At 61.3% G+C, this 18,350-nt stretch carries 18 protein-coding genes; 7 read left to right on the top strand and 11 right to left on the bottom strand.

Translation table 11 applies throughout. The features are described from left to right. The first annotated feature begins 226 nt into the window (after nucleotides 1-226). On the top strand, nucleotides 227-1,537 hold the full coding sequence (locus OIM99_RS11100; protein ID WP_311850473.1) for an aminotransferase class I/II-fold pyridoxal phosphate-dependent enzyme: 1,311 nt from the start codon (nucleotides 227-229) through the stop codon (nucleotides 1,535-1,537). A gap of 49 nt (nucleotides 1,538-1,586) precedes the next feature. Here the strand turns inward: OIM99_RS11100 and OIM99_RS11095 are convergent, their stop codons facing one another. Together OIM99_RS11095 and OIM99_RS11090 are read right to left on the bottom strand one after the other, a co-directional pair. Next, the gene (locus OIM99_RS11095) at nucleotides 1,587-3,026 is read right to left on the bottom strand and encodes an MFS transporter (RefSeq protein ID WP_311850472.1); all 1,440 of its coding nucleotides are present in this window, start codon (nucleotides 3,024-3,026) and stop codon (nucleotides 1,587-1,589) included. A gap of 142 nt (nucleotides 3,027-3,168) precedes the next feature. After that, nucleotides 3,169-4,329, bottom strand: coding sequence for an FAD-dependent monooxygenase (locus OIM99_RS11090; protein WP_311850471.1), 1,161 nt, complete (start codon nucleotides 4,327-4,329; stop codon nucleotides 3,169-3,171). Between the two features lie 111 nt (nucleotides 4,330-4,440). On the opposite strand from OIM99_RS11090, the gene OIM99_RS11085 reads away from it, so the two are divergent. Beyond that, nucleotides 4,441-5,343, top strand: a complete 903-nt coding sequence (locus OIM99_RS11085) for a LysR family transcriptional regulator (protein ID WP_311850470.1) — start codon at nucleotides 4,441-4,443, stop codon at nucleotides 5,341-5,343. A 5-nt stretch (nucleotides 5,344-5,348) separates the two neighbouring features. Here OIM99_RS11085 and OIM99_RS11080 read toward each other — a convergent pair whose 3' ends face one another. The 4 genes from OIM99_RS11080 to OIM99_RS11065 are packed head-to-tail and all read right to left on the bottom strand — an operon-like array spanning nucleotide 5,349 to nucleotide 8,800. Beyond that, nucleotides 5,349-6,494 carry a hypothetical protein gene (locus tag OIM99_RS11080; RefSeq protein ID WP_311850469.1) on the bottom strand — a complete coding sequence of 382 codons (1,146 nt, stop codon included), beginning with the start codon at nucleotides 6,492-6,494 and terminating at the stop codon, nucleotides 5,349-5,351. A 38-nt stretch (nucleotides 6,495-6,532) separates the two neighbouring features. After that, nucleotides 6,533-7,309, bottom strand: a complete 777-nt coding sequence (locus OIM99_RS11075) for an SDR family NAD(P)-dependent oxidoreductase (RefSeq protein ID WP_311850468.1) — start codon at nucleotides 7,307-7,309, stop codon at nucleotides 6,533-6,535. Between the two features lie 13 nt (nucleotides 7,310-7,322). Continuing rightward, nucleotides 7,323-8,537, bottom strand: a complete 1,215-nt coding sequence (locus OIM99_RS11070) for a beta-ketoacyl-[acyl-carrier-protein] synthase family protein (RefSeq protein ID WP_311850467.1) — start codon at nucleotides 8,535-8,537, stop codon at nucleotides 7,323-7,325. After that, a complete protein-coding gene (locus tag OIM99_RS11065; protein ID WP_311850466.1) occupies nucleotides 8,534-8,800 on the bottom strand; it encodes an acyl carrier protein in 267 nt (88 codons plus the stop codon). The genes OIM99_RS11070 and OIM99_RS11065 overlap by 4 nt, the downstream gene beginning before the upstream one ends. Before the next feature lie 584 nt (nucleotides 8,801-9,384). Between OIM99_RS11065 and OIM99_RS11060 the strand changes: the two genes are divergently transcribed. Genes OIM99_RS11060 through OIM99_RS11040 form a run of 5 tightly spaced genes read left to right on the top strand, consistent with a single transcriptional unit; the run spans nucleotide 9,385 to nucleotide 13,693 of the window. Next, a complete protein-coding gene (locus OIM99_RS11060) occupies nucleotides 9,385-10,164 on the top strand; it encodes an ABC transporter ATP-binding protein (protein WP_311850465.1) in 780 nt (259 codons plus the stop codon). Nucleotides 10,165-10,185: 21 nt separating this feature from the next. Next, nucleotides 10,186-11,049, top strand: coding sequence for an ABC transporter permease (locus OIM99_RS11055; RefSeq protein ID WP_311850464.1), 864 nt, complete (start codon nucleotides 10,186-10,188; stop codon nucleotides 11,047-11,049). A 41-nt stretch (nucleotides 11,050-11,090) separates the two neighbouring features. Continuing rightward, nucleotides 11,091-12,092 carry an ABC transporter substrate-binding protein gene (locus tag OIM99_RS11050; RefSeq protein WP_311850463.1) on the top strand — a complete coding sequence of 334 codons (1,002 nt, stop codon included), beginning with the start codon at nucleotides 11,091-11,093 and terminating at the stop codon, nucleotides 12,090-12,092. Between the two features lie 20 nt (nucleotides 12,093-12,112). After that, nucleotides 12,113-12,880 carry an isochorismatase family protein gene (locus tag OIM99_RS11045; RefSeq protein ID WP_311850462.1) on the top strand — a complete coding sequence of 256 codons (768 nt, stop codon included), beginning with the start codon at nucleotides 12,113-12,115 and terminating at the stop codon, nucleotides 12,878-12,880. A gap of 9 nt (nucleotides 12,881-12,889) precedes the next feature. Then, a complete protein-coding gene (locus tag OIM99_RS11040) occupies nucleotides 12,890-13,693 on the top strand; it encodes an isochorismatase family protein (protein ID WP_311850461.1) in 804 nt (267 codons plus the stop codon). Between the two features lie 68 nt (nucleotides 13,694-13,761). Here OIM99_RS11040 and OIM99_RS11035 read toward each other — a convergent pair whose 3' ends face one another. The 5 genes from OIM99_RS11035 to OIM99_RS11015 are packed head-to-tail and all read right to left on the bottom strand — an operon-like array spanning nucleotide 13,762 to nucleotide 18,254. Then, nucleotides 13,762-14,895 (bottom strand): alpha/beta hydrolase, encoded by a 1,134-nt coding sequence (locus OIM99_RS11035; RefSeq protein WP_311850460.1) that lies wholly within the window; start codon nucleotides 14,893-14,895, stop codon nucleotides 13,762-13,764. Next, on the bottom strand, nucleotides 14,882-15,583 hold the full coding sequence (locus tag OIM99_RS11030) for an ABC transporter ATP-binding protein (protein WP_311852251.1): 702 nt from the start codon (nucleotides 15,581-15,583) through the stop codon (nucleotides 14,882-14,884). The genes OIM99_RS11035 and OIM99_RS11030 overlap by 14 nt, the downstream gene beginning before the upstream one ends. After that, a complete protein-coding gene (locus tag OIM99_RS11025; protein ID WP_311850459.1) occupies nucleotides 15,583-16,335 on the bottom strand; it encodes an ABC transporter ATP-binding protein in 753 nt (250 codons plus the stop codon). The genes OIM99_RS11030 and OIM99_RS11025 overlap by 1 nt, the downstream gene beginning before the upstream one ends. Continuing rightward, the gene (locus tag OIM99_RS11020; RefSeq protein ID WP_311850458.1) at nucleotides 16,328-17,344 is read right to left on the bottom strand and encodes a branched-chain amino acid ABC transporter permease; all 1,017 of its coding nucleotides are present in this window, start codon (nucleotides 17,342-17,344) and stop codon (nucleotides 16,328-16,330) included. Before OIM99_RS11020 ends, OIM99_RS11025 begins: the two co-directional genes overlap by 8 nt. Next, nucleotides 17,337-18,254, bottom strand: coding sequence for a branched-chain amino acid ABC transporter permease (locus tag OIM99_RS11015; RefSeq protein WP_311850457.1), 918 nt, complete (start codon nucleotides 18,252-18,254; stop codon nucleotides 17,337-17,339). The genes OIM99_RS11020 and OIM99_RS11015 overlap by 8 nt, the downstream gene beginning before the upstream one ends. Between the last annotated feature and the right edge of the window lie 96 nt (nucleotides 18,255-18,350).

The following is an 18,350-nucleotide window of genomic DNA, read 5'->3' as shown; positions in this document are numbered from 1 at the left end:
GATCATATCGATTGGCTTGGACGAGCAGCCGCTCCTGAGGCTCATCCTGGCCTTTGGCGCGACATCCGCGGAAGCGCGCCCCGAGACGATTTCAACCGTAGGAGTTGTCCGGTAGACGACATATGGGAGTTACGTTTAAGTCGATCAGTGTTTTGAGAATTAGCCGCATTTCGGTTCGCTTTCGTATCTATGCGTGCTGATCCTGCCTCGAACTAGAGACCCCTATATGGATTCGGTAAGTTCCGACCTGGAAGAATATGCCCGCCGTCGCATGAAACTGGCCGGATTTTCGGTCATCGGATACGACCATCCCTATTTCGCCCCATTGGACCGTCTGCGGTCCGACTTTCGCGCGCGTGGCGACGAGCTGACCACGTTCGCCAATTATGACTATCTTGGCCTGTCCGAGGACGAACGCATCCGCAAGGCGGCGATCCAGTCGATCAACGAATTTGGGGTCGGCGTCGGCGGCTCCCGCCTGGTCGGTGGTGAGCGCACCTGCCACCGGGCTCTCGAATACGATCTGGCCGCCTTCATCGGCGTCGACGACACGATCGCCATGGTCAGCGGCTACGGCACCAATATCTCGCTCGTCGGCCATCTGCTGACCAAGGGTGATCTGATCCTGGTCGACGACCTGGCCCATAACAGCCTGGTCATGGGCACCCGCCTGTCGCGTGCCACCATCGTCGAATTCCCGCACAACGACATGGAACGCCTCGAGGAGATCCTCAAAGAGAAGCGCAGCCATTTCCGCCGTGTGCTCATTCTCATCGAGGGGCTCTACAGCATGGACGGCGACGTGCCGGACCTGCCGAAATTCCTCGAACTGCGCAATCGCTACAACACTTGGTTGATGATTGACGAGGCGCACTCGATCGGCGTGCTCGGCAAGACCGGCCGGGGCATCACCGAACATTTCGGCCTCGACATGAGCGATGTCGATATCGTCGTCGGCACCATGTCCAAGGCCTTCGTAAGCTGCGGTGGTTTCATCGGCGGCAAGCAGATCGTCATCGACTGGCTGCGCTTCACCCTGCCCGGCTTCGTCTACAGCGTCGGCCTGACACCGTCGGTCACCGCAGCCGTGCGCGAGGCCCTCGACATCATTTCGCGCGAACCCTGGCGCATCGATAAGCTGCGCGAGAACAGCCGCTATTTCGCTGAGCGCGCCCGTTCGCTGGGCCTCAACATTGGCGATGCCATCGCCGAGGGTGTCATCCCGATCATCTTCGACACGTCGGAAAAGACGATGATCGCCGGGCGAGCCCTGCTGCGTGCTGGTTATTACGTGCCGCCGATCGTTCAGATCGGCGTACCGAAGAACAAGCCACGGCTGCGTTTCTTCCTCAATGCCTCGCATACCAAGGCGCAGATCGACGGTGTTCTGGAGGCCCTGGTGGCCGCCATGGATCCGTCCCGCCAGCGGGCTCAGTTCTCGTCCAAGCACGGCGGCCCGGCCACGACGCCGAAGAATGTGGTGCGTCTGGTCGATACGGACGCGGACACAAGCACGGGCACGGCCCGCGCCCGTTGATCGGGATTTCTTACATCCTCAAAGCCCTCGCCTAACGGCGAGGGCTTTTTTATTGAGCGATCTCTTCCAACCGCCGCCCGCGTGTTTCGATCATACCGAGTGCGGCGACAGCACCAATGGCCGCAACGATCGCAAACATCGCGAAGACCCAGCGCACGCCACCTTGCGCCATGATCATGCCGACCAAGGTCGGCGCCACGGCGGAGGCGATGCGAAGCCATGAGGTCGCAAGCCCCGTACCGATCGCGCGCAAGCGTGTCGGATAGATTTCGGGCGTGTAGAGATAGAGCACCGCATTGTTGGAAGCGACGGCGCCATAGGCCAAAGTCGCCATGACGATCACCACCGCGACGCTCGTCGCGCCACTGAAGGCCAAAGCAACCAACAGAACGGTGCTGAGGATAAAGAAACCCGTCGTCCAATTGCGCCGGCCGATCCGATCAATACAGAAGGCGCACACCAGCAGCACCGCGACCTGCGCGACATTTGTGAGGGAGGCCGCACGCAGCGCGTCCTTCAGCGGCAAATTGTAGACCGTGTGGTAGAGCGTCGGCATCCAGTTGTTGAGGCCGTTGGCGACGAAAAAAGCCGATGCCCAAAGCAACCAGGCAATGAGCGTGCGCGTGCGATAGACCGGCGACAGCAGTTCGCGCCAGCGCGTTTCGCCCACTGCCCCGCTGGGCGCCAAGGCGGCTGCTGGAATCGCATCGCCCTTCAAAGGCTCGAAACTGGGGAAGCGGCGCGCGGCGCTGGCTTCCGCCTGTTCGATGATTGTCCGCGCCTCGTCGAGACGACCACGGTTGATCAGCCAGCGGGGTGATTCCGGCAGGCGCCACAGCGCCGCCGTCACGATCAATCCGGGTATGGCCCCGACCAGGAAAAGTGTCTCCCAACCGAAAGCCGGCACCAGCAGGGTCGCGATCTGTCCGGTGGCCATCAATCCCAGCGGAAACAGCAATTCGTAGAGGATGAAAAAGCGGCCGCGGCCGCGCGCCCGCGAAAGTTCGCTGATATAGGCGGCAGCGACTGGCATCTCGCCGCCGACACCGATGCCCTGTACCAGACGACAGACGAACAGCCACTGCAAGCTGCCGGCAAAGACGCACACGATGCCCATGACCGACATGATCGCGGTGGCAATGCCGGCGCTTGGAATGCGGCCGCGACTTTCCGCCAACCGGCTGAAGAAGAGCGCGCCGACGAGCTGGCCGATGTAGCTCGCGCCGATCAGCCAGCCGACGTTGACGGGCGTGAGATGCCAAAGCCCGACCAAGATCGGCATGGCGAAGGCCAGCGACAGCGCGTCGAAAGCATCGAGGAAGGTCGCCGAGCCCATGACGATGCGCGCGCGCCGATGCCATGCGGAAAATGGAATATGCTCAAACCGCGCGATCAGCCGCGCCGCTTCCGGCGATCGATCGAGGCTCACGGCCTGGTCGCCATCGATTGTCGCCGCTGCGCTATCCGACGCCATGGCTTGAGCCGGCATTGTTTCACTCCCGTCTGATGAGATCGAGAGAGGCGCTTCCACACGGATTCTCACGTTCCGCCTGCTGAAAGCGCCTCCCGCCCTGCGGGCGTTCCTCACATCGATATAGCGCCCCTACACGCTGGCATTGCGTCGACGGCGCTCAGTTCGCCATCGTCAATTGATCGGCGGGCACCAACGGCACCGTCCAGGCGTCATAGCCATAGAGCCAGGACGTGTCGTCGTTGCCGGCAGACATCCAGGTGTTGGCGCTGGAAATCGCCTGAATGCGCGAGGTGCGCGGCTTGCGATTGGCCTCATAAAGACGGAACGCGCCTTCAATGTCGTCATTGTTGGTTTCAGCGAAACAGCGCGCGAGAACGGCTGCGTCTTCGATCGATGTCGCTGCTCCTTGCGCCATATAGGGCGTCATCGGGTGGCAGGCATCGCCCATCAAAGCGATGCGGCCGATACTCCAATGAGGCAAAGGCTCGCGTTCGAGGATCGCCCATTTATGGCAATCCGGGCAAGCTTCCAGCACCATGCGGACTTCCGGATGAAAGCCTTCGTAAGCGGCCCGCAATTCATGCACGTCGCCTTTGGTCGACCAGCTTTCCTGGGTCATCCACTCGGTCGATTCCGGCACGCTGGTGACGAAGTAAAGTTGGCTGCGATCGGCGGCCGTATAATAGATCACGATATGACGATCCGGCCCCCACCATTTGGTACGTGACGGCGCGATCTGTCCGCCGTTCATCAAGCTGCTGTCGAAGACGGCGCGATAAGCGATGCGGCCCTTATGAAGAGGCGCATCCGGCCCGACGATCAGACTACGAACCAGGGAGTGGACGCCGTCGGCGCCGATCACTGCATCGGCCTGTGCTTTGGTGCCATCGGCAAAGGACAGCGTCACGCCCTTGTCCGACTGATCGAGGCCGACCAGCTTCTTGTTGAGATGGATGATGTCCGGCGGCAGAACGGAAACCAAGGCCTCGTGCAGATCGGCGCGATGCATGCAGAGAAACGGCGCGCCATAAAGGCTTTCCGGCATCGGCAGTTCGCGCTTGATTTCGCCCGTGTCCCACACCCGGTTGAGATGCGAATAGGGTTCGAAGGCGATCTTGCGCAGGCCCTTTTCGATACCAATGCCGCGCAACACCCGCGAAGCGTTCGGCAACATCTGAATGCCCGCGCCGACGCGCAGGAATTGATGGGCCTGTTCGTAAACCTGAACCTCTATGCCGACCTGGCGCAGCGTTGCCGCCGCAGCGAGGCCGCCCATGCCGGCACCGACGATGGCGATGGTGGGACGGCTGCGTGCCATTGGGGAGCTCCTCTCTAGACTTGATGTCGGTGAGGATGCTCTGGCCTTCCATAAATGTAAAATATATATATTATTCCACTCTGAAACTTAAAACATATCATAGGGCGGATCATGGATCTTCGTCATTTGCGCTATTTTGTGGCTGTCGCCGAGGAAGGCAGCATGACGCGCGCGGCCGAGCGGCTCGGTATTCAGCAACCCCCACTCGGCCAGCAAATCCGCAATCTCGAGGACGAGCTTGGCGTCCAACTGTTCGAGCGGCGGCCACGGCAAATCGCGCTGAGCCCGACCGGTACGTTTTTCGTCGAGGAAGCGCGCGCCGTACTGCGCCATGCGGCGGAGGCGGCGCAACGGGTGCGCCGTTTCGAGCGCGGCGAAATCGGCCATCTCAATATCGGACTGACCAGCTCGGCTTCCCTGCATCCATTGACGCCAAAAATCCTGCGCGGCTTTCACGACACCTATCCGCTTGCCGAAGTCTCGGTGCGTGAAAGCGAGACCTATGAGCTGATCCTCGCCCTGCGCGAAGGACGGATCGATGCCGCCTTCCTGCACATCTCGACCGATCGCTATCCAGACCTGCAAAGCCACGTACTCACTCGCGAGAAGATGATGGCCGTCGTGCCGATCGATCATCCGCTGACGCGAACCAAAAAACCGCTCGACTGGCCGCGCCTGCTCCAAGAGGATTTCGTGATCTATCGGCGCACCGATGGTCCCGGCATTTTCGATGGCATTCTGGACGCCGTCGCGGCGTTCGGCGGGCGCATGAAGATCGTCGGAGAAGTGAGCCGGTTGATCGGCGCCATCAATCTCGTCGCGGCCGGACGCGGCATTTCCATCGTGCCCGCGACCATGCGCGCGTTACACCCGGAAACAGTGGCCTATCTACCACTCGCGGCCGGCGCGCTCCAGCCGCTGCCCTTCTATATGGCTCACAAGAAACAGCTCGACCTGGCGATCGTCGCCAATTTCGTGGCGCAGACGCAAGCGATCTCGGCGCAAGCCGGCTGATCGGTCTACGCGAGTGCCATGCCGTAGATGCGATAGGTCTTGGCGGGCTTGCCGGCCGCGAGTTCGGCCAAGGCTTTCATCGGTCTGTTGACGTCGAGCACCCAGGAAAACTCCACCCAATCCATCGGATGCTCGCGCTCTTCCTGGAGGAAGTCCGATGTCATCAGCGCCAGCATGCTTGAGGCCAGCGGCGTGCCCTGCACTTCGCGCCGCAGGCCCATCAGGGGAATGCGCGCCGTGCGGCCCTTTTCTCGCCACAGCCACCAGATCAGTTTCGCCCAGTTGAACGGCAACAAGCGACCGTTAAAGGAGGCGGCGACTTCATTGATGTTAGGCAATGCGATGATCACGCCGACCGGCTTGTCGTGGTACATGACCATGCGGCCGTATTTGGAGCGAAAGAACAACTTCATTTCACCGATCATCGCATCGATCTCGGCATCGCTGAACGGCACGAAACCCCAATTGTCGTGCCAGGCATCGTTGAAAATATCGATCAAGGTCAACACTTCCTGGCGGAAGTTCTTGGTGTCGATGGGACGCACGGTGACTTCAGGGGACTTCTTCGCCATCGCCGCCAGACGCAACAGCCGATCCGGCATTTTTGCTGGCTCAAAACGATAGGCATGTGTGTCCATAACCTTGGTCATGCCGGCCTTTTCCAGCAAGCCCGGCATCCAGGCGGTGGCATGGGTCATCATGATGGCGGGCGGCGAGTCGAAGCCCGCGATCAGCAGTCCGCACTCCTGATTGATGGAGAAGTTGAAAGGACCTTCCATGCGCTGCATCCCGCGCGCCTTGAGCCATTCGGCGGCCGTCGCAACGAGCGCATCCGCCGCTTCCTGATCGTCGAGGCAATCGAAAAAGCCGAAGTGGCCGGTGCTATTGGGATGGCTTTCGAGATAGCGGCGGTTCACCTGGGCGGTGATGCGACCCACGGGCTTGGCGCCGCGATAGGCCACGAAAAGCTGCACGTCGGCGAAACCGAAGAAAGGATTGGTCTTGGGCGTGATGCGTTGCTTCTCGATGAAGTGAATCGGCGCCACCCAGGCCGGATCGTCGCGGTAGATCGTGTGCGGCAACATCAGCCAATCATTGCGTTGCGCGGACGTGGTAACCGGAACCACTCGCACCGGATCGGCTGTCGTCATGATCAAAGTCCTTTGGAATACGCGTTCCTGAAGCTGCTCTACCAAACATCCTTGGCGCGGAAACGCATAAGGATGAGGTCCACCATCCGCGTCGGCAGGATCCGGGCCAAACGAATGGCGAACCGGAATTGCCAGGGAAAAATCAACTCGCCGCGCCCCTTGGCGATGGCCGCCTGAATGACGCGCGCGGCCTTTTCGGCACTCCACAGAAACGGCCGATGGAACGGCAAGGATGCGCTCATGGCCGTTTCGACATAGCCGGGGCTGACCACCGTCACGTTGATGCCGCGCGGCTTCAACAATCGCCGCAGCGCCTCACCATAGGTGGTCGTCGCCGCCTTCGAGGCTGAATAGGAGGGTGAGTCTGGGAGGCCGAGAAAACCAGCGACCGAACTGATGATGGCGATCGACCCAGTCTTGCGCGCGATGAAACGCGGCAGCAGCGGCGTCAGTGTGTTGACGACACCGATCGTATTGACCTCGATCACCTGCCGCGCCACGGCGCCCGGCTCCGCCTGATCCTTGGTCAGCGTGCCGGCACCGCCGATGCCGGCGTTGGCGATCAGCAGATCCACAGGGCGTTCGTCGTCGATCGTTTCCAACCAGCGCTGCAGCACGTCGGCTTCCGTCACATCACAGATGCCGATCGCAACCTCGTCGGCGCCGGCCGCCCGGCAGGCCTCAGCTATAATGTCCAATCGGGCCGAATTACGGCCGCATAGGCTGAGACGCACGCCGGACTGGGCATAGGCGTGAGCCAATGCCGCCCCGATGCCGCTCCCGGCTCCGGTGATGACCACATGGCGGAAGGACATCAGCGATCAGGCCTCAGCCTTGCGCACGGGCAAAGGCGAGGGAGACATTGAGGCCGCCGAAAGCAAAAGAATTGGACAAGGCCATTTCGATTTCGCGTTGGCGAGGCTCGTTGGGGGTCGCATCGACGTCGCATTCCGGGTCGGCCGAGGTGAAATTGACCGTCGGCGGGATCATGCCGGTCTGCAATGCGGCGATCGTCGCCATGGCTTCCAGCGCACCTGAGGCGCCCATGGCATGGCCGATGATCGATTTGGTGGCGGACACCGAAATGCGCTCGCGATTGCCGCCAAAAATCTCGTTGATGGCGCTCGACTCGGACCGATCGTTGGCGACCGTGCCAGTGCCGTGGGCGTTGACATAGCCAATCTGATCGGGCGCGACGCCGGCATCGGCCACGGCGGCGCGCATGGCCATCGCCATGCCGCTGCTATCAGGCGCGATCAGGTCGCCGGCATCGCTCGACATACCGCCGCCGGCGAGATGAGCCACCGGCTTCACGCCGCGCGCCGCCGCCTGCCCGGCCCGCTCCAGTACCAGAACGCCAGCCCCTTCGCCGATGATCAGGCCTTTGCGGCCCGTCGAGAACGGCCGGCAGGTTTCCGGCGAAACGGCGCGCAGAACGTCCCAAACCTTGAAATAGGAGGCATAGCCGCAAGAATCCGTGCCGCCGACGATGGCCACATCGACCAGGCCGGAGCGGATCATCATCAGCCCCATCATGACCGCGTGATTGGTCGAGGCGCAGGCGCTCGACACACCAAAAACCGGGCCCCGCGCACCAATTTCCTTGGCGATACGGCTCGCCGGCGCGTTCGACATCGACATGGGGATGGTCAGCGGGCGCGGCTTGCGCTGCTCTTCGTAAATCCGCTGATATCCCTCTTCGAGAATATCGCCGCCGCCGTTCGCCGTGCCGATGATCACTGCGATACGGGCTGGATCGATGATGGCATCGGCCAGCTTCGCTTCGGCCACCGCCTGCCGGCCAGCGACGGCGGCAAACTGCGAGAAGCGATCCAAATTGCCGAGCGTGCGCTCGTCGAAATGGGCATTGGCGTCGAAATTGCGGATCACCGCCCCATTGGTGAAACGTACGTCATTGCAGATGTCGGTGATGTCACCGATCATCGTGCGTCCCGACATGATGGTCGAAGTAAAATCGGCGATCGAAAAACCGGCGCTGCTAATCACGCCTCGGCCGGTCACATCGACCCAATGAGGGTTCATGCGTCGACCTTCTTGTCGGCTGGAATGAAATCAATCAAAGCATTCACAAATTCACCAACGGTCGCAAATTTAGAATCCGGCGCCATGTCCACGGTTGCGCCATATTCTTCCTCGACCTTGAAAATGACGTGGATCACGTCGATCGAGTCGATCTTGACCCCTTCGAGCGGCGTATCCATCGAGAATTCTATGGACTTGTCCTGCATTTCGGAGCGCATGAAGCCCATAATGCGCTCTGCTATTTCTGCACGAGTTTCGGGCAAGTCTAACCTCCTGATTCCGCCGCTGCAGGCCAGCTTGGGTGCGTCCGACGGACGCATCCCGCCTGTTCTATAACCCTTATCAAATCAAATCTCCAAGGGCTCAACCCCACAGCCGCCTGGGCCACAAGAGATAGCGAATTTTCAACGGAATCTCCTCCTAAAATACGGAAATGGATCGCATTCCAGGCCTCCGAACAGGCTGGACGGGATACCTTCAGGATGGGAACCTTGCGTTGGACCTGCGGGGAATCGGAGCCCGCCACCGCCATCGGGAACGAGGTCGGATACAGCCGGCTTGAGGCGCCTACGAAATTGCGACGTTTTCCGATAGCTTGACCGAGGCCGCAGGCATATATCTCGTATAACGAAAAACATATACCGCGCGCCGGCACCGCCACCCGCCTGTGCAACTGCACAAAATTCACACGATGGCTGCGCTGAATTTGCGAGGATTGGCCACGGAAGATGCGGCCTGTTTGCCCTCGCCGGGTCAGCCGTTTGTTTCTGCTCAACCTTTGCTGTTGGCACGCGACATGCTCCCGCATCGCGGCGGCACACACGCCGCATGACAAGCGAGGTGTGGATTGAGCCAGCCGAAGCTCACGATCGATAACGTCTCCATGGTGTTCAACACCAATGGCCAAGAATTCGTGGCCCTCGCGCCGGTCAACCTTGAAGTACCGGCCGGTCGTTTCATCTCTCTCATCGGCCCTTCGGGCTGCGGCAAGAGCACGCTCTTCAACGTCATCGCTGGCTTGCAGGCGCCGACCGAAGGGCGTGTGCTGATCGACGGTCAGGATGCGACCGGTCTCATCGGCCAGGTCGGCTACATGCTGCAAAAGGATTTGCTGCTGCCGTGGCGGACGGTTCTCGACAACGTCATCCTCGGCATGGAAATCCGGGGCGTGCCGACTAAGGAAGCGCGCGATCGCGCCATGCCGATGCTACAACGCTACGGCCTGGCCGGCTTCGAACATGCCTTTCCGTCCTCGCTTTCGGGCGGCATGCGCCAGCGCGCCGCCCTGTTGCGCACCCTGCTGATCGACATGGATGTCATTCTGCTCGACGAACCTTTCGGCGCGCTCGATGCGCAGACGAAAGCCAAGATGCAGGAATGGTTGCTCACACTGTTCAACGATTTCGGACGCACGGTAATCTTCGTCACCCATGACGTCGAGGAAGCGATCTTCTTGTCGGACGACGTCTATGTGATGGCGAGCCGGCCCGGACGGATCATCGACAAAATGCCCGTCGATCTGCCGCGCCCGCGTGATCGCGCCATCGTCAGCACCCCCCGTTTCGTCGCCATGAAAAAATATTGCCTGGACCTTCTACACGGCGCCGCCGTGCCGGAAGCCGCCTGATACGAACAGAAAGGGATCTCGATGACGACGAGAACGACGACGCTTCCCGGCCTGAACGTCGGGCAGGCCGCCACCGGCTCGACGAAGCCGATGCGCCGCGTCAAACGACGACTGCCCGTGCAACGGCTCTGGCCCACTTGGGCCATCGTCGCCACGCAATTCGGCATTCTCGCGGTTTTCGTCGCACTGTGGGAACTGGGCGCAGACGTCGGGATCGTCGACCCATTCTTCTGGTCGCGCCCCAGCCTGATCTGGACGACGATGCTTGAGTTCTTCTCGCAGGGGAACGCTTTCGTCGATATCGCCTACACGTTCCGCTCGACAATCCTCGGCTTCATTATCGGCACCAGCGCCGGCGCTCTGCTCGGCCTGTCGTTCTGGTGGTCGCGCAATTACGCGCTGATCATGCAGCCCTATATCATCTGCCTGGAGTCGATCCCCAAACTGGCTCTGGCGCCGCTCATCATTCTCGTCTTCGGCATGGGCCTCGCCTCAAAGGTCGCCATCGCGACAGCACTGACCTTGATCGTCTCGACGCTCACCGCCTATTCGGGCGTGCAATCAGTCGATAAGGACCAGGAGAAACTGTTCTATTCGCTGGGCGCCAGCCGCTGGCAGATCTTCGCCAAACTGGTCGTCCCCTCCTGCATACCCTGGATCATCTCGATCCTGCGGGTGAACATCGGCCTGGCGCTCACCGGCTCGATCGTCGGCGAATTCGTCGCCTCGCAGCACGGTCTCGGCCGCACCATCCTCTATGCCGGCTCGACTTATGAAATCTCGCTGGTCTGGGTGGCTGTCCTCGTGCTCTCGGCTCTGTCTGTCGTCATGTACGCCGGCGTGACCTGGCTCGAAAGAATCCTGCGCAAGGGCGTTGTGCGCTGAGCGCCGCCGTCATCGATATGACCAATAACAAGGAGAATAAGATGTCGTTCGCGTTCAGAACTTTCCTTCTGGCTTCGGTCGTCGCGCTGGGTGCGAGCGGCGCGATAGCGCAGGAGAAGAAAACCCTCATCGTCGCCGAGCCGCTGCACAGCACCGGCTATCTGCCACTCTATGTCGCCATTCAGAAAGGTTTTCTGGCGGAAGAGAATCTCGACGTCAAAATCCTCACGGTGGAGAGCGGTGCCGGCCATACCAACGCGACGCTGAGCGGCCAGGCCTTCGCCTTCATCGGCGGACCGGAACACAATGCCTTCGCCAAGATCAAGGGCGGCGAGTTGCGTGGCATCGTCAACGTGGTCAACCGCGGCAACGTCTATTACGTCGCCAAGAAAGGCATGGAGCCGAAGCCGGGCGAAGATCTGGCGAGCTATTTCAAAGGCAAGTCCGTCGCGCTCAACTTTTATGGCGGCACGCCCTATTCGATCACGCTCTACATGCTGAACAAATGGAAGCTCAATCCAAAGAGCGACGTGACCTTGAAGGAGATGGCGACGGGCGCGATCATCGCCACGGTGAAGGCTGGTGCCGCTCAAATCGCCGTCACCACCGAGCCCGTGCTGACGCGCGGTGTCAACGAAGGTATTTGGAGCGAACCGATCCTCAATGTACCACAGGATCTTGGCCCCTATGCCTATTCGACGCTGAATGTACGTCTCGCCTCGATCAAGGAAGACCCGAAGACGGTGGCGGCGTTCGTGCGCGGCATCATCAAGGGCCTCAAATTCACCGATACACACCACGAAGAAACCCTGGCCATCGCCAAGAAGGAATTTCCGACGATGTCGCTTGAAGACCTCAAAGCGACGATCGACCGTTCCTTCGCCGACTCCATCTGGAGCAAGGATGGCATGATTTCTCCGGAATCCTGGAAGACCGGCGAAGCCGTCGTGCTCGAAGCCGGCATTTTGAAAAAGCCCGTCGCTTATGACGAAATCATCGACATGCAGTTCGTCAAATCGACCCAGGCTTCGATCGCTCAATAACTCGCACAAGGAGAAAACTCATGTCCGACGAACCGATTTGGAATCAGTTTCTGACCGAACGCGACAAGGCGGTGTTCGCTGCCTCCGGCTATGGCGCGCGCGGCGGCTTCGGCAAGCGACCGGCTCTGCTGGTGATCGACGTGAACTATGCTTTCTGCGGCGACAAACCTGAGCCGATCCTGGAATCGATCAAGCGCTGGCGTAACTCTTGCGGCGAGGAAAGCTGGCCGGCAGTCGCCGCCATCAAATCTCTCTGCGACAAGGCGCATGAGAAAGGCGTTCCGGTCATTTACACCACCGGTATTCGCCGTGCCGACAATTGGGATAGCGGCTCGTGGAGCTGGAAGAACAGCCGCGGTGGTGAGCACCCGGTGGTGCCGGTGAGCAATATCGATGGCAATGAAATTGTCGAGGAGATCGCGCCCGCGTCGCAAGACATCGTCATCTACAAGCAAAAGCCGTCAGGCTTTTTTGGCACCAATATGGCGAGCTATCTGACCTTGCTCGGCTGCGACAGCGTGATCGTCACGGGTACGACGACTTCGGGCTGCGTGCGCGCTACAGTGCTCGATGCCTTCAGCCTCAATTATCGCGTCGCTCTGGCCGAGGAAGGCTGTTTCGATCGCTCGCAGGCGAGCCATGCCATCAATCTCTGCGACATGAACGCCAAATATGCCGACGTGGTGAAGACCGCCGAAGTTCTCTCCTTCTTCGACACCCTACCCGCCGGTCTCTTCGACCTGCCTAAGGGCGAAGCGCCCAAGATGGCGAAGGCCGCCAACTTTTAGGAGGTCGGCATGAACGACGGTAAAACGACGGAAAGGATTTGGGACAAATTCCTCACCGATCGCGACAAGGCAGTGTTCAAGGCCTCCGGCTTCGGCGCCAAGGGCGGCTACGGTAAACGCCCTGCTCTGCTCGTCATCGATGTGAGCTGGGCTTTCGCCGGCGACAAGCCGGAACCCATTCTCGACTCGATCAAGCGCTGGAGCACATCCTGCGGTGCGGAGAGCTGGGATGCGATCGCCAAGATCAAAGTTCTGGCCGAGACGTTCCGCGCCCGCAAACTGCCGGTGATCTACACCACCGGCGTGGCGCGCGACGATGGCTGGGACATGGGAAGCTGGAGCTGGAAGAACCCACGCATGAACGAGGCGTTCGACCGGCCGCAGGTGCTCGACGGCAATGAGATCGTCAGCGAGATCGCGCCGCAACCGCAAGACCTCATGGTCCTGAAGCAGAAGCCATCCGGCTTCTTCGGCACCAATCTCTCCGCTTATCTGACGTTGCTCGGCGCCGACAGCGTCATCGTCACCGGTACGACGACATCAGGCTGCGTGCGCGCGACAGTGATCGATGCCTTCAGCCTCAACTATCGCGTCGCGGTGGCCGAGGACGCCTGCTTCGATCGCGCCCAGGCAAGCCATGCGATCAATCTCTGCGACATGCACGCGAAATATGCCGACGTGCTGCCGACGGCCGACATCATCGCCCATATTAAAACACTGCCGGACGGTCTGTTTCCGAATTTGCCGAAAGGGGTTCCTGCGCATGCCCCTGTGTCCGGTACGCCAGACCTCCGACTGGTGTCTTCGGCGTAGTCGTCCGGTTACGGGCGATCAATCCCTCAGGCAAATCCTCGGCGCGCACTCACGTGCGCGCCGTGTGTTTATCGGGCCAGGCGCAATTGCTGGTCGAGCAGAGCCCCGCCGTTGAGATCGTCGAGCAGATTGAAATGATGCCTGCCTTCAACGACGAGGGAAGGACCGGCGTTCCACAATTCAGCGATTTCGGCTGACTGGCGCTTGAACTCGTTGCTTTCGCCGCCACCCACCGCCACAGCGATGCGCGTGCCCGGGCGCGGTTTGCGCCGGTTGGGCGACAGCCGTTCGGCGATCTCGCGGCTGGTGATGCCGAGCACAGGCCCCATCGGGATCGGCCGCAGCGATTCCAAGTCGAAAATGCCGGAAAGCAGATGGGCGCTGCGGATCGGCGGCATGCCTTCGTCACACGCGCACATCGCCGACAGATAGCCGCCGGCCGAATGCCCCGCCACATGGATATTGCCGGCATCGATGTCGAGACGATCGGCTTCGCGCACCAGGAAATGCAGCGCTTCGCGAATCTGCCCGATGATGGCTTCGAGCGGCGTTTCCGGCGCCAGGCCATATTCGATATTGGCGCCGGCAAAACCCGCCCTCAGCATGCCGTCGAAAAATTGCGCGTGCTGATCCTTGGTCGAGGCCTGCCAATAACCGCCATGAATGAACACGAAGACGGGCGGACGCACCGCTCCGGCAGGCCGATAGAGGTCGAGCCGCTGATCGGGGTGAGCGCCATAAGCGAGATCGAGCGCCGTGTGTTTGGCACGCGCCGCCGTCCCGTCCCTGGTCCACATGCGAAACATCGCGCCCATGTCGGGCACTTGGTTGCGCGGACTCATCTCCCGGGCGAGATCGATGACACCATAGTCCCGGAAAACGGGCGTCGCCGGCGGCGGCGATGTCGGGATGCGTGCGGTGGCGCGCACATGGATCTGGCCATCGGTCGAGCGCGTAATGGTCGGCTGCGGCCGGAAGCCGGCGAAGACCATGCGCCACTGCTGGTCGATGACCCGACGGGACGGATGGATCGCGGCGGGATCGGGCGCCGACCAATGCATGGCGGTGAGATGCGGCGGGCCGCCACCTGCCTTCACCAGAGCGGCGAGTGCCGCTTCGAGCGCCTGCGTCAGACCGGTTTCGGGCGAAGTCGCCGGTGCCGCACCTTCGACTTCGACAATGCGGGGTTCAGAGTCCGACATAAGTGTGCACCTTTTCCAGATCGCGATCGAGCGCGGCGCCGTCGCCGGACCAGACCGTGCGGCCCTTTTCAATGACCACATGACGATCCGCGAGACGGCGCAGCACCGAGACATTCTTATCGACGACGAGAATCGACTGGCCTTCCGCCTTCAAGGTTTCCAGGCACTTCCAGATTTCGGCGCGGATGACCGGCGCCAGACCTTCGGTCGCCTCGTCGAGGATCATGAGGCGCGGATTGGTCAGCAGCGCGCGGCCGATGGCAAGCATCTGCTGCTCGCCGCCCGACAGCGTGCGCGCCCATTGCTGCTGACGCTCATGCAGGCGCGGAAACAGGTCGAACACCCGCTGCAAGGTCCAGGGCTTGGCACTGTTGCGGCGATCGGCACTGGTGGCGACGAGATTTTCGCGCACCGTCAAGGTCGAGAAGATCTGCCGTCCTTCCGGCACGAGGCCAATGCCCCGGCGGGCAATGGCTTCCGGCGCCAGACCCGTGATGGGCTGGCCCAGAAAGGCGATACCGCCCGCCTTGGCTTCAAGCAGGCCCATGATGGTGCGGATGGTGGTCGTCTTGCCCATGCCGTTGCGGCCCATGAGCGACACGCATTCGCCCTCGCCGACCTGCAGCGAGATATCGAACAACACCTGGCTGGCGCCATAAGCGGCCTGAAGGCCTTGAACATCGAGCATCATGCGTCGCCCTCGCCAAGATAAGCGGCACGCACCTGCGGATCGGCCTGGATCTCTTGCGCCGTGCCGGTGGCGATCACCTTGCCGTAAACGAGCACCGAAATGCGATCGGCCAATGCGAAAACGGCATCCATATCGTGTTCGACCAGAAGAATGGCGATACGTCCCTTCAAAGTCTTCAGCGCGTCGATCATCTGCCGGCTTTCGGACACGCCAAGGCCCGCCATCGGTTCATCGAGCAACAGCAGGCGCGGCTCGCTAGCCAGCGCCATGGCCAGTTCGAGCTGCTTGTGTTCGCCGTGAGACATATCGCGCACCTGAACATTGCGGCGCGCCGCCAGTCCGGCATCGGCGAGCAGCCGCCGCGCCGGTTCGTTCAGGCTCGGATCGGTGGCGGCATTCTTCCAGAAGCGAAAGGAATGGCCCTGATGAGCTTGGATGGTGAGGGCGACATTGGCCTGCGCCGTCTCCTCATCCAGCGTCTGCGTGATCTGGAAGGTACGCGCGATGCCAAGGCGCACACGTGCCGCGGTGTCGAGCCCTTCGAGCGGCTGGCCGGCAAAGCGCACCGAACCCGCATCGGGCGTGAGTTCGCCCATGAGCTGCGTGATGAACGTGGTCTTGCCGGCACCATTGGGGCCAATCAGCGCGTGGACCTCGCCCGCGCGTACGTCGAGCGTGAGATTGTCTGTCGCGGCGACGCCGCCGAAGCGTTTGCGCAGGCCCTCAACCTGGAGCAGCACGTCAGTCATCGCGCCCTCCCCGCACCATACGCACGAGGCCGGACAGGCCGCCGCGGGTGAAGAGGATCGCCAGCACCAGGATCGGACCGAGGATCACCTGCCAATGTTCGGTCCACGCGGCCAAAACGGTTTCAAGACCAATCAGCACCGCCGCGCCGAAGGCTGGGCCGAGCAGCGTACCGGCACCGCCGAGAATGACCATGAACATGAATTCGCCGGACTGGGTCCAATGCAGCATGTCAGGGCTGACGAAGCGCATGTGATTGGCCATCAGCGCGCCGGCCAGGCCACCGCCCATGCCGGCAATGACGAAGGCGACGAGTTTATAGGGATAGGTGCGCACGCCCATGGCGGCCATGCGCCGCTCGCTCTGACGCACGCCGACGAGAATGCGGCCGAAACGCGAAGCGACGATACGCGACAGCAAAGCATACCAGAGGATCGCCACCCCGAGACAGATCCAGTACCAGACCATGGCATCGCGGGTATCGAGCCCCGGCAAGGCATTGCGGCGGCGGATGATCAGGCCGTCGTCGCCGCCATAAGCTTTCAAGGCGACGAAGAAGAAGAAGATCATCTGCGCGAAAGCCAAGGTGATCATGATGAACTGCACGCCGGACGTGCGCAGCGACAGGGAGCCGAAAATCGCCGCAAAGAGACCGGCGATCAGGATCGCCGCCGGCACGGTGATCAGCATCTGATCGCTACCGATCGGCAGACCGAACAGCGGATCGCCGGTCACCGAATGGCGATAGAGAATACCCACCACATAACCGCCGAGCCCATACCAAGCGGCATGGCCAAAGCTGGCCAGGCCCGCATAGCCCATGATCAGATTGAGGCTGGCCGCGGCGATGGCAAGGATGATGATGCGGGTCGCCAACGAGACCAGAGCCGGCTGGCCGAACAGATTGGCGAGATAGGGCAGAACGGCCAGGAGCACGATGAGCTGCGCGATCAGCAAACGCGAGCGCACATTCTTCGGTTTGGCCGGAGAGGTGTCTTGAATGTCAGCCATGGGCAGGCAACAGACCCTTGGGCTTGATGAGGAGAACGATAGCCATCAGCAGATAAACGCCCATGGCGGAGATACCACCGGCCAGCGCGTCGGCTTCCGAGCCGCTGGTCATCAGATGGCGCATCAAGGCCGGCAGGAAGGCGCGCATCATGGTGTCGACGACACCGACGATGAGCGCGCCAGCGAAAGCGCCCTTGATGGAGCCGACACCGCCAATGATGATGACGACGAAGGTGAGGATCAAAACGTGCTCGCCCATACCGACCTGAACGGCGCTGATCGGCCCGGTCATGATGCCGGCGAGACCGGCCAGCATGGCGCCGAGGCCGAAGACGATCGTGTAGAGCAGTTTGATGTCGACGCCGAGCGCCCGCACCATATCGCGATTGGTGGCGCCAGCGCGGATGAGCATGCCAATGCGCGTACGCGCGATCAGGAAATAGAGACCGACCGCCGTCAGCAGCCCCACCAGGATGATGACGAAGCGGTAGAGCGGATACTGCACGCCCGCGACGATGGGGATCGAGCCTTCGAGCCAGGATGGGATTTCAACGAACAGCGGCTGCCGCCCGAAGAGAATGATGGTCATCTGGTTGAAGAACAGGATCAGGCCGAAGGTGGCGAGCACTTGGTCGAGATGATCGCGGGCATAGAGACGGCGCACGACCAGGAATTCGATCACCATGCCGGCGATGGCAGCGCAGATGAGCCCGACCGGAAAAGCGATCAGGAACGAACCTGTCTTGGCCGCGGTCAAGGCCGCCGCATAGGCACCGATCATGAAGAGAGAGCCATGGGCGAGATTGATCACGCCCATGATGCCGAAGATGAGGGTGAGGCCCGCGGCCAGAAGGAACAGCGTGAAGCCAAGCTGCACGCCATTCAAGGCCTGTTCGATTAGAAGCGCCATGACACTCGCCAAGACGCTTCTGCGTCGTTTCGGGAGTTACAAACAAAACGCGGACGCGACATCTGCGGATCAATTCGTCCGTTCAGCCGCGCCCGC

The sequence above is a fragment of the Methylocella sp. CPCC 101449 genome (genome assembly GCF_031921685.1).
Taxonomy (GTDB): Bacteria; Pseudomonadota; Alphaproteobacteria; order Rhizobiales; family Beijerinckiaceae; genus Terripilifer.
Note: the sequence above shows the minus strand (reverse complement) of the source record. Positions and strands in the feature narration are given on the sequence as shown.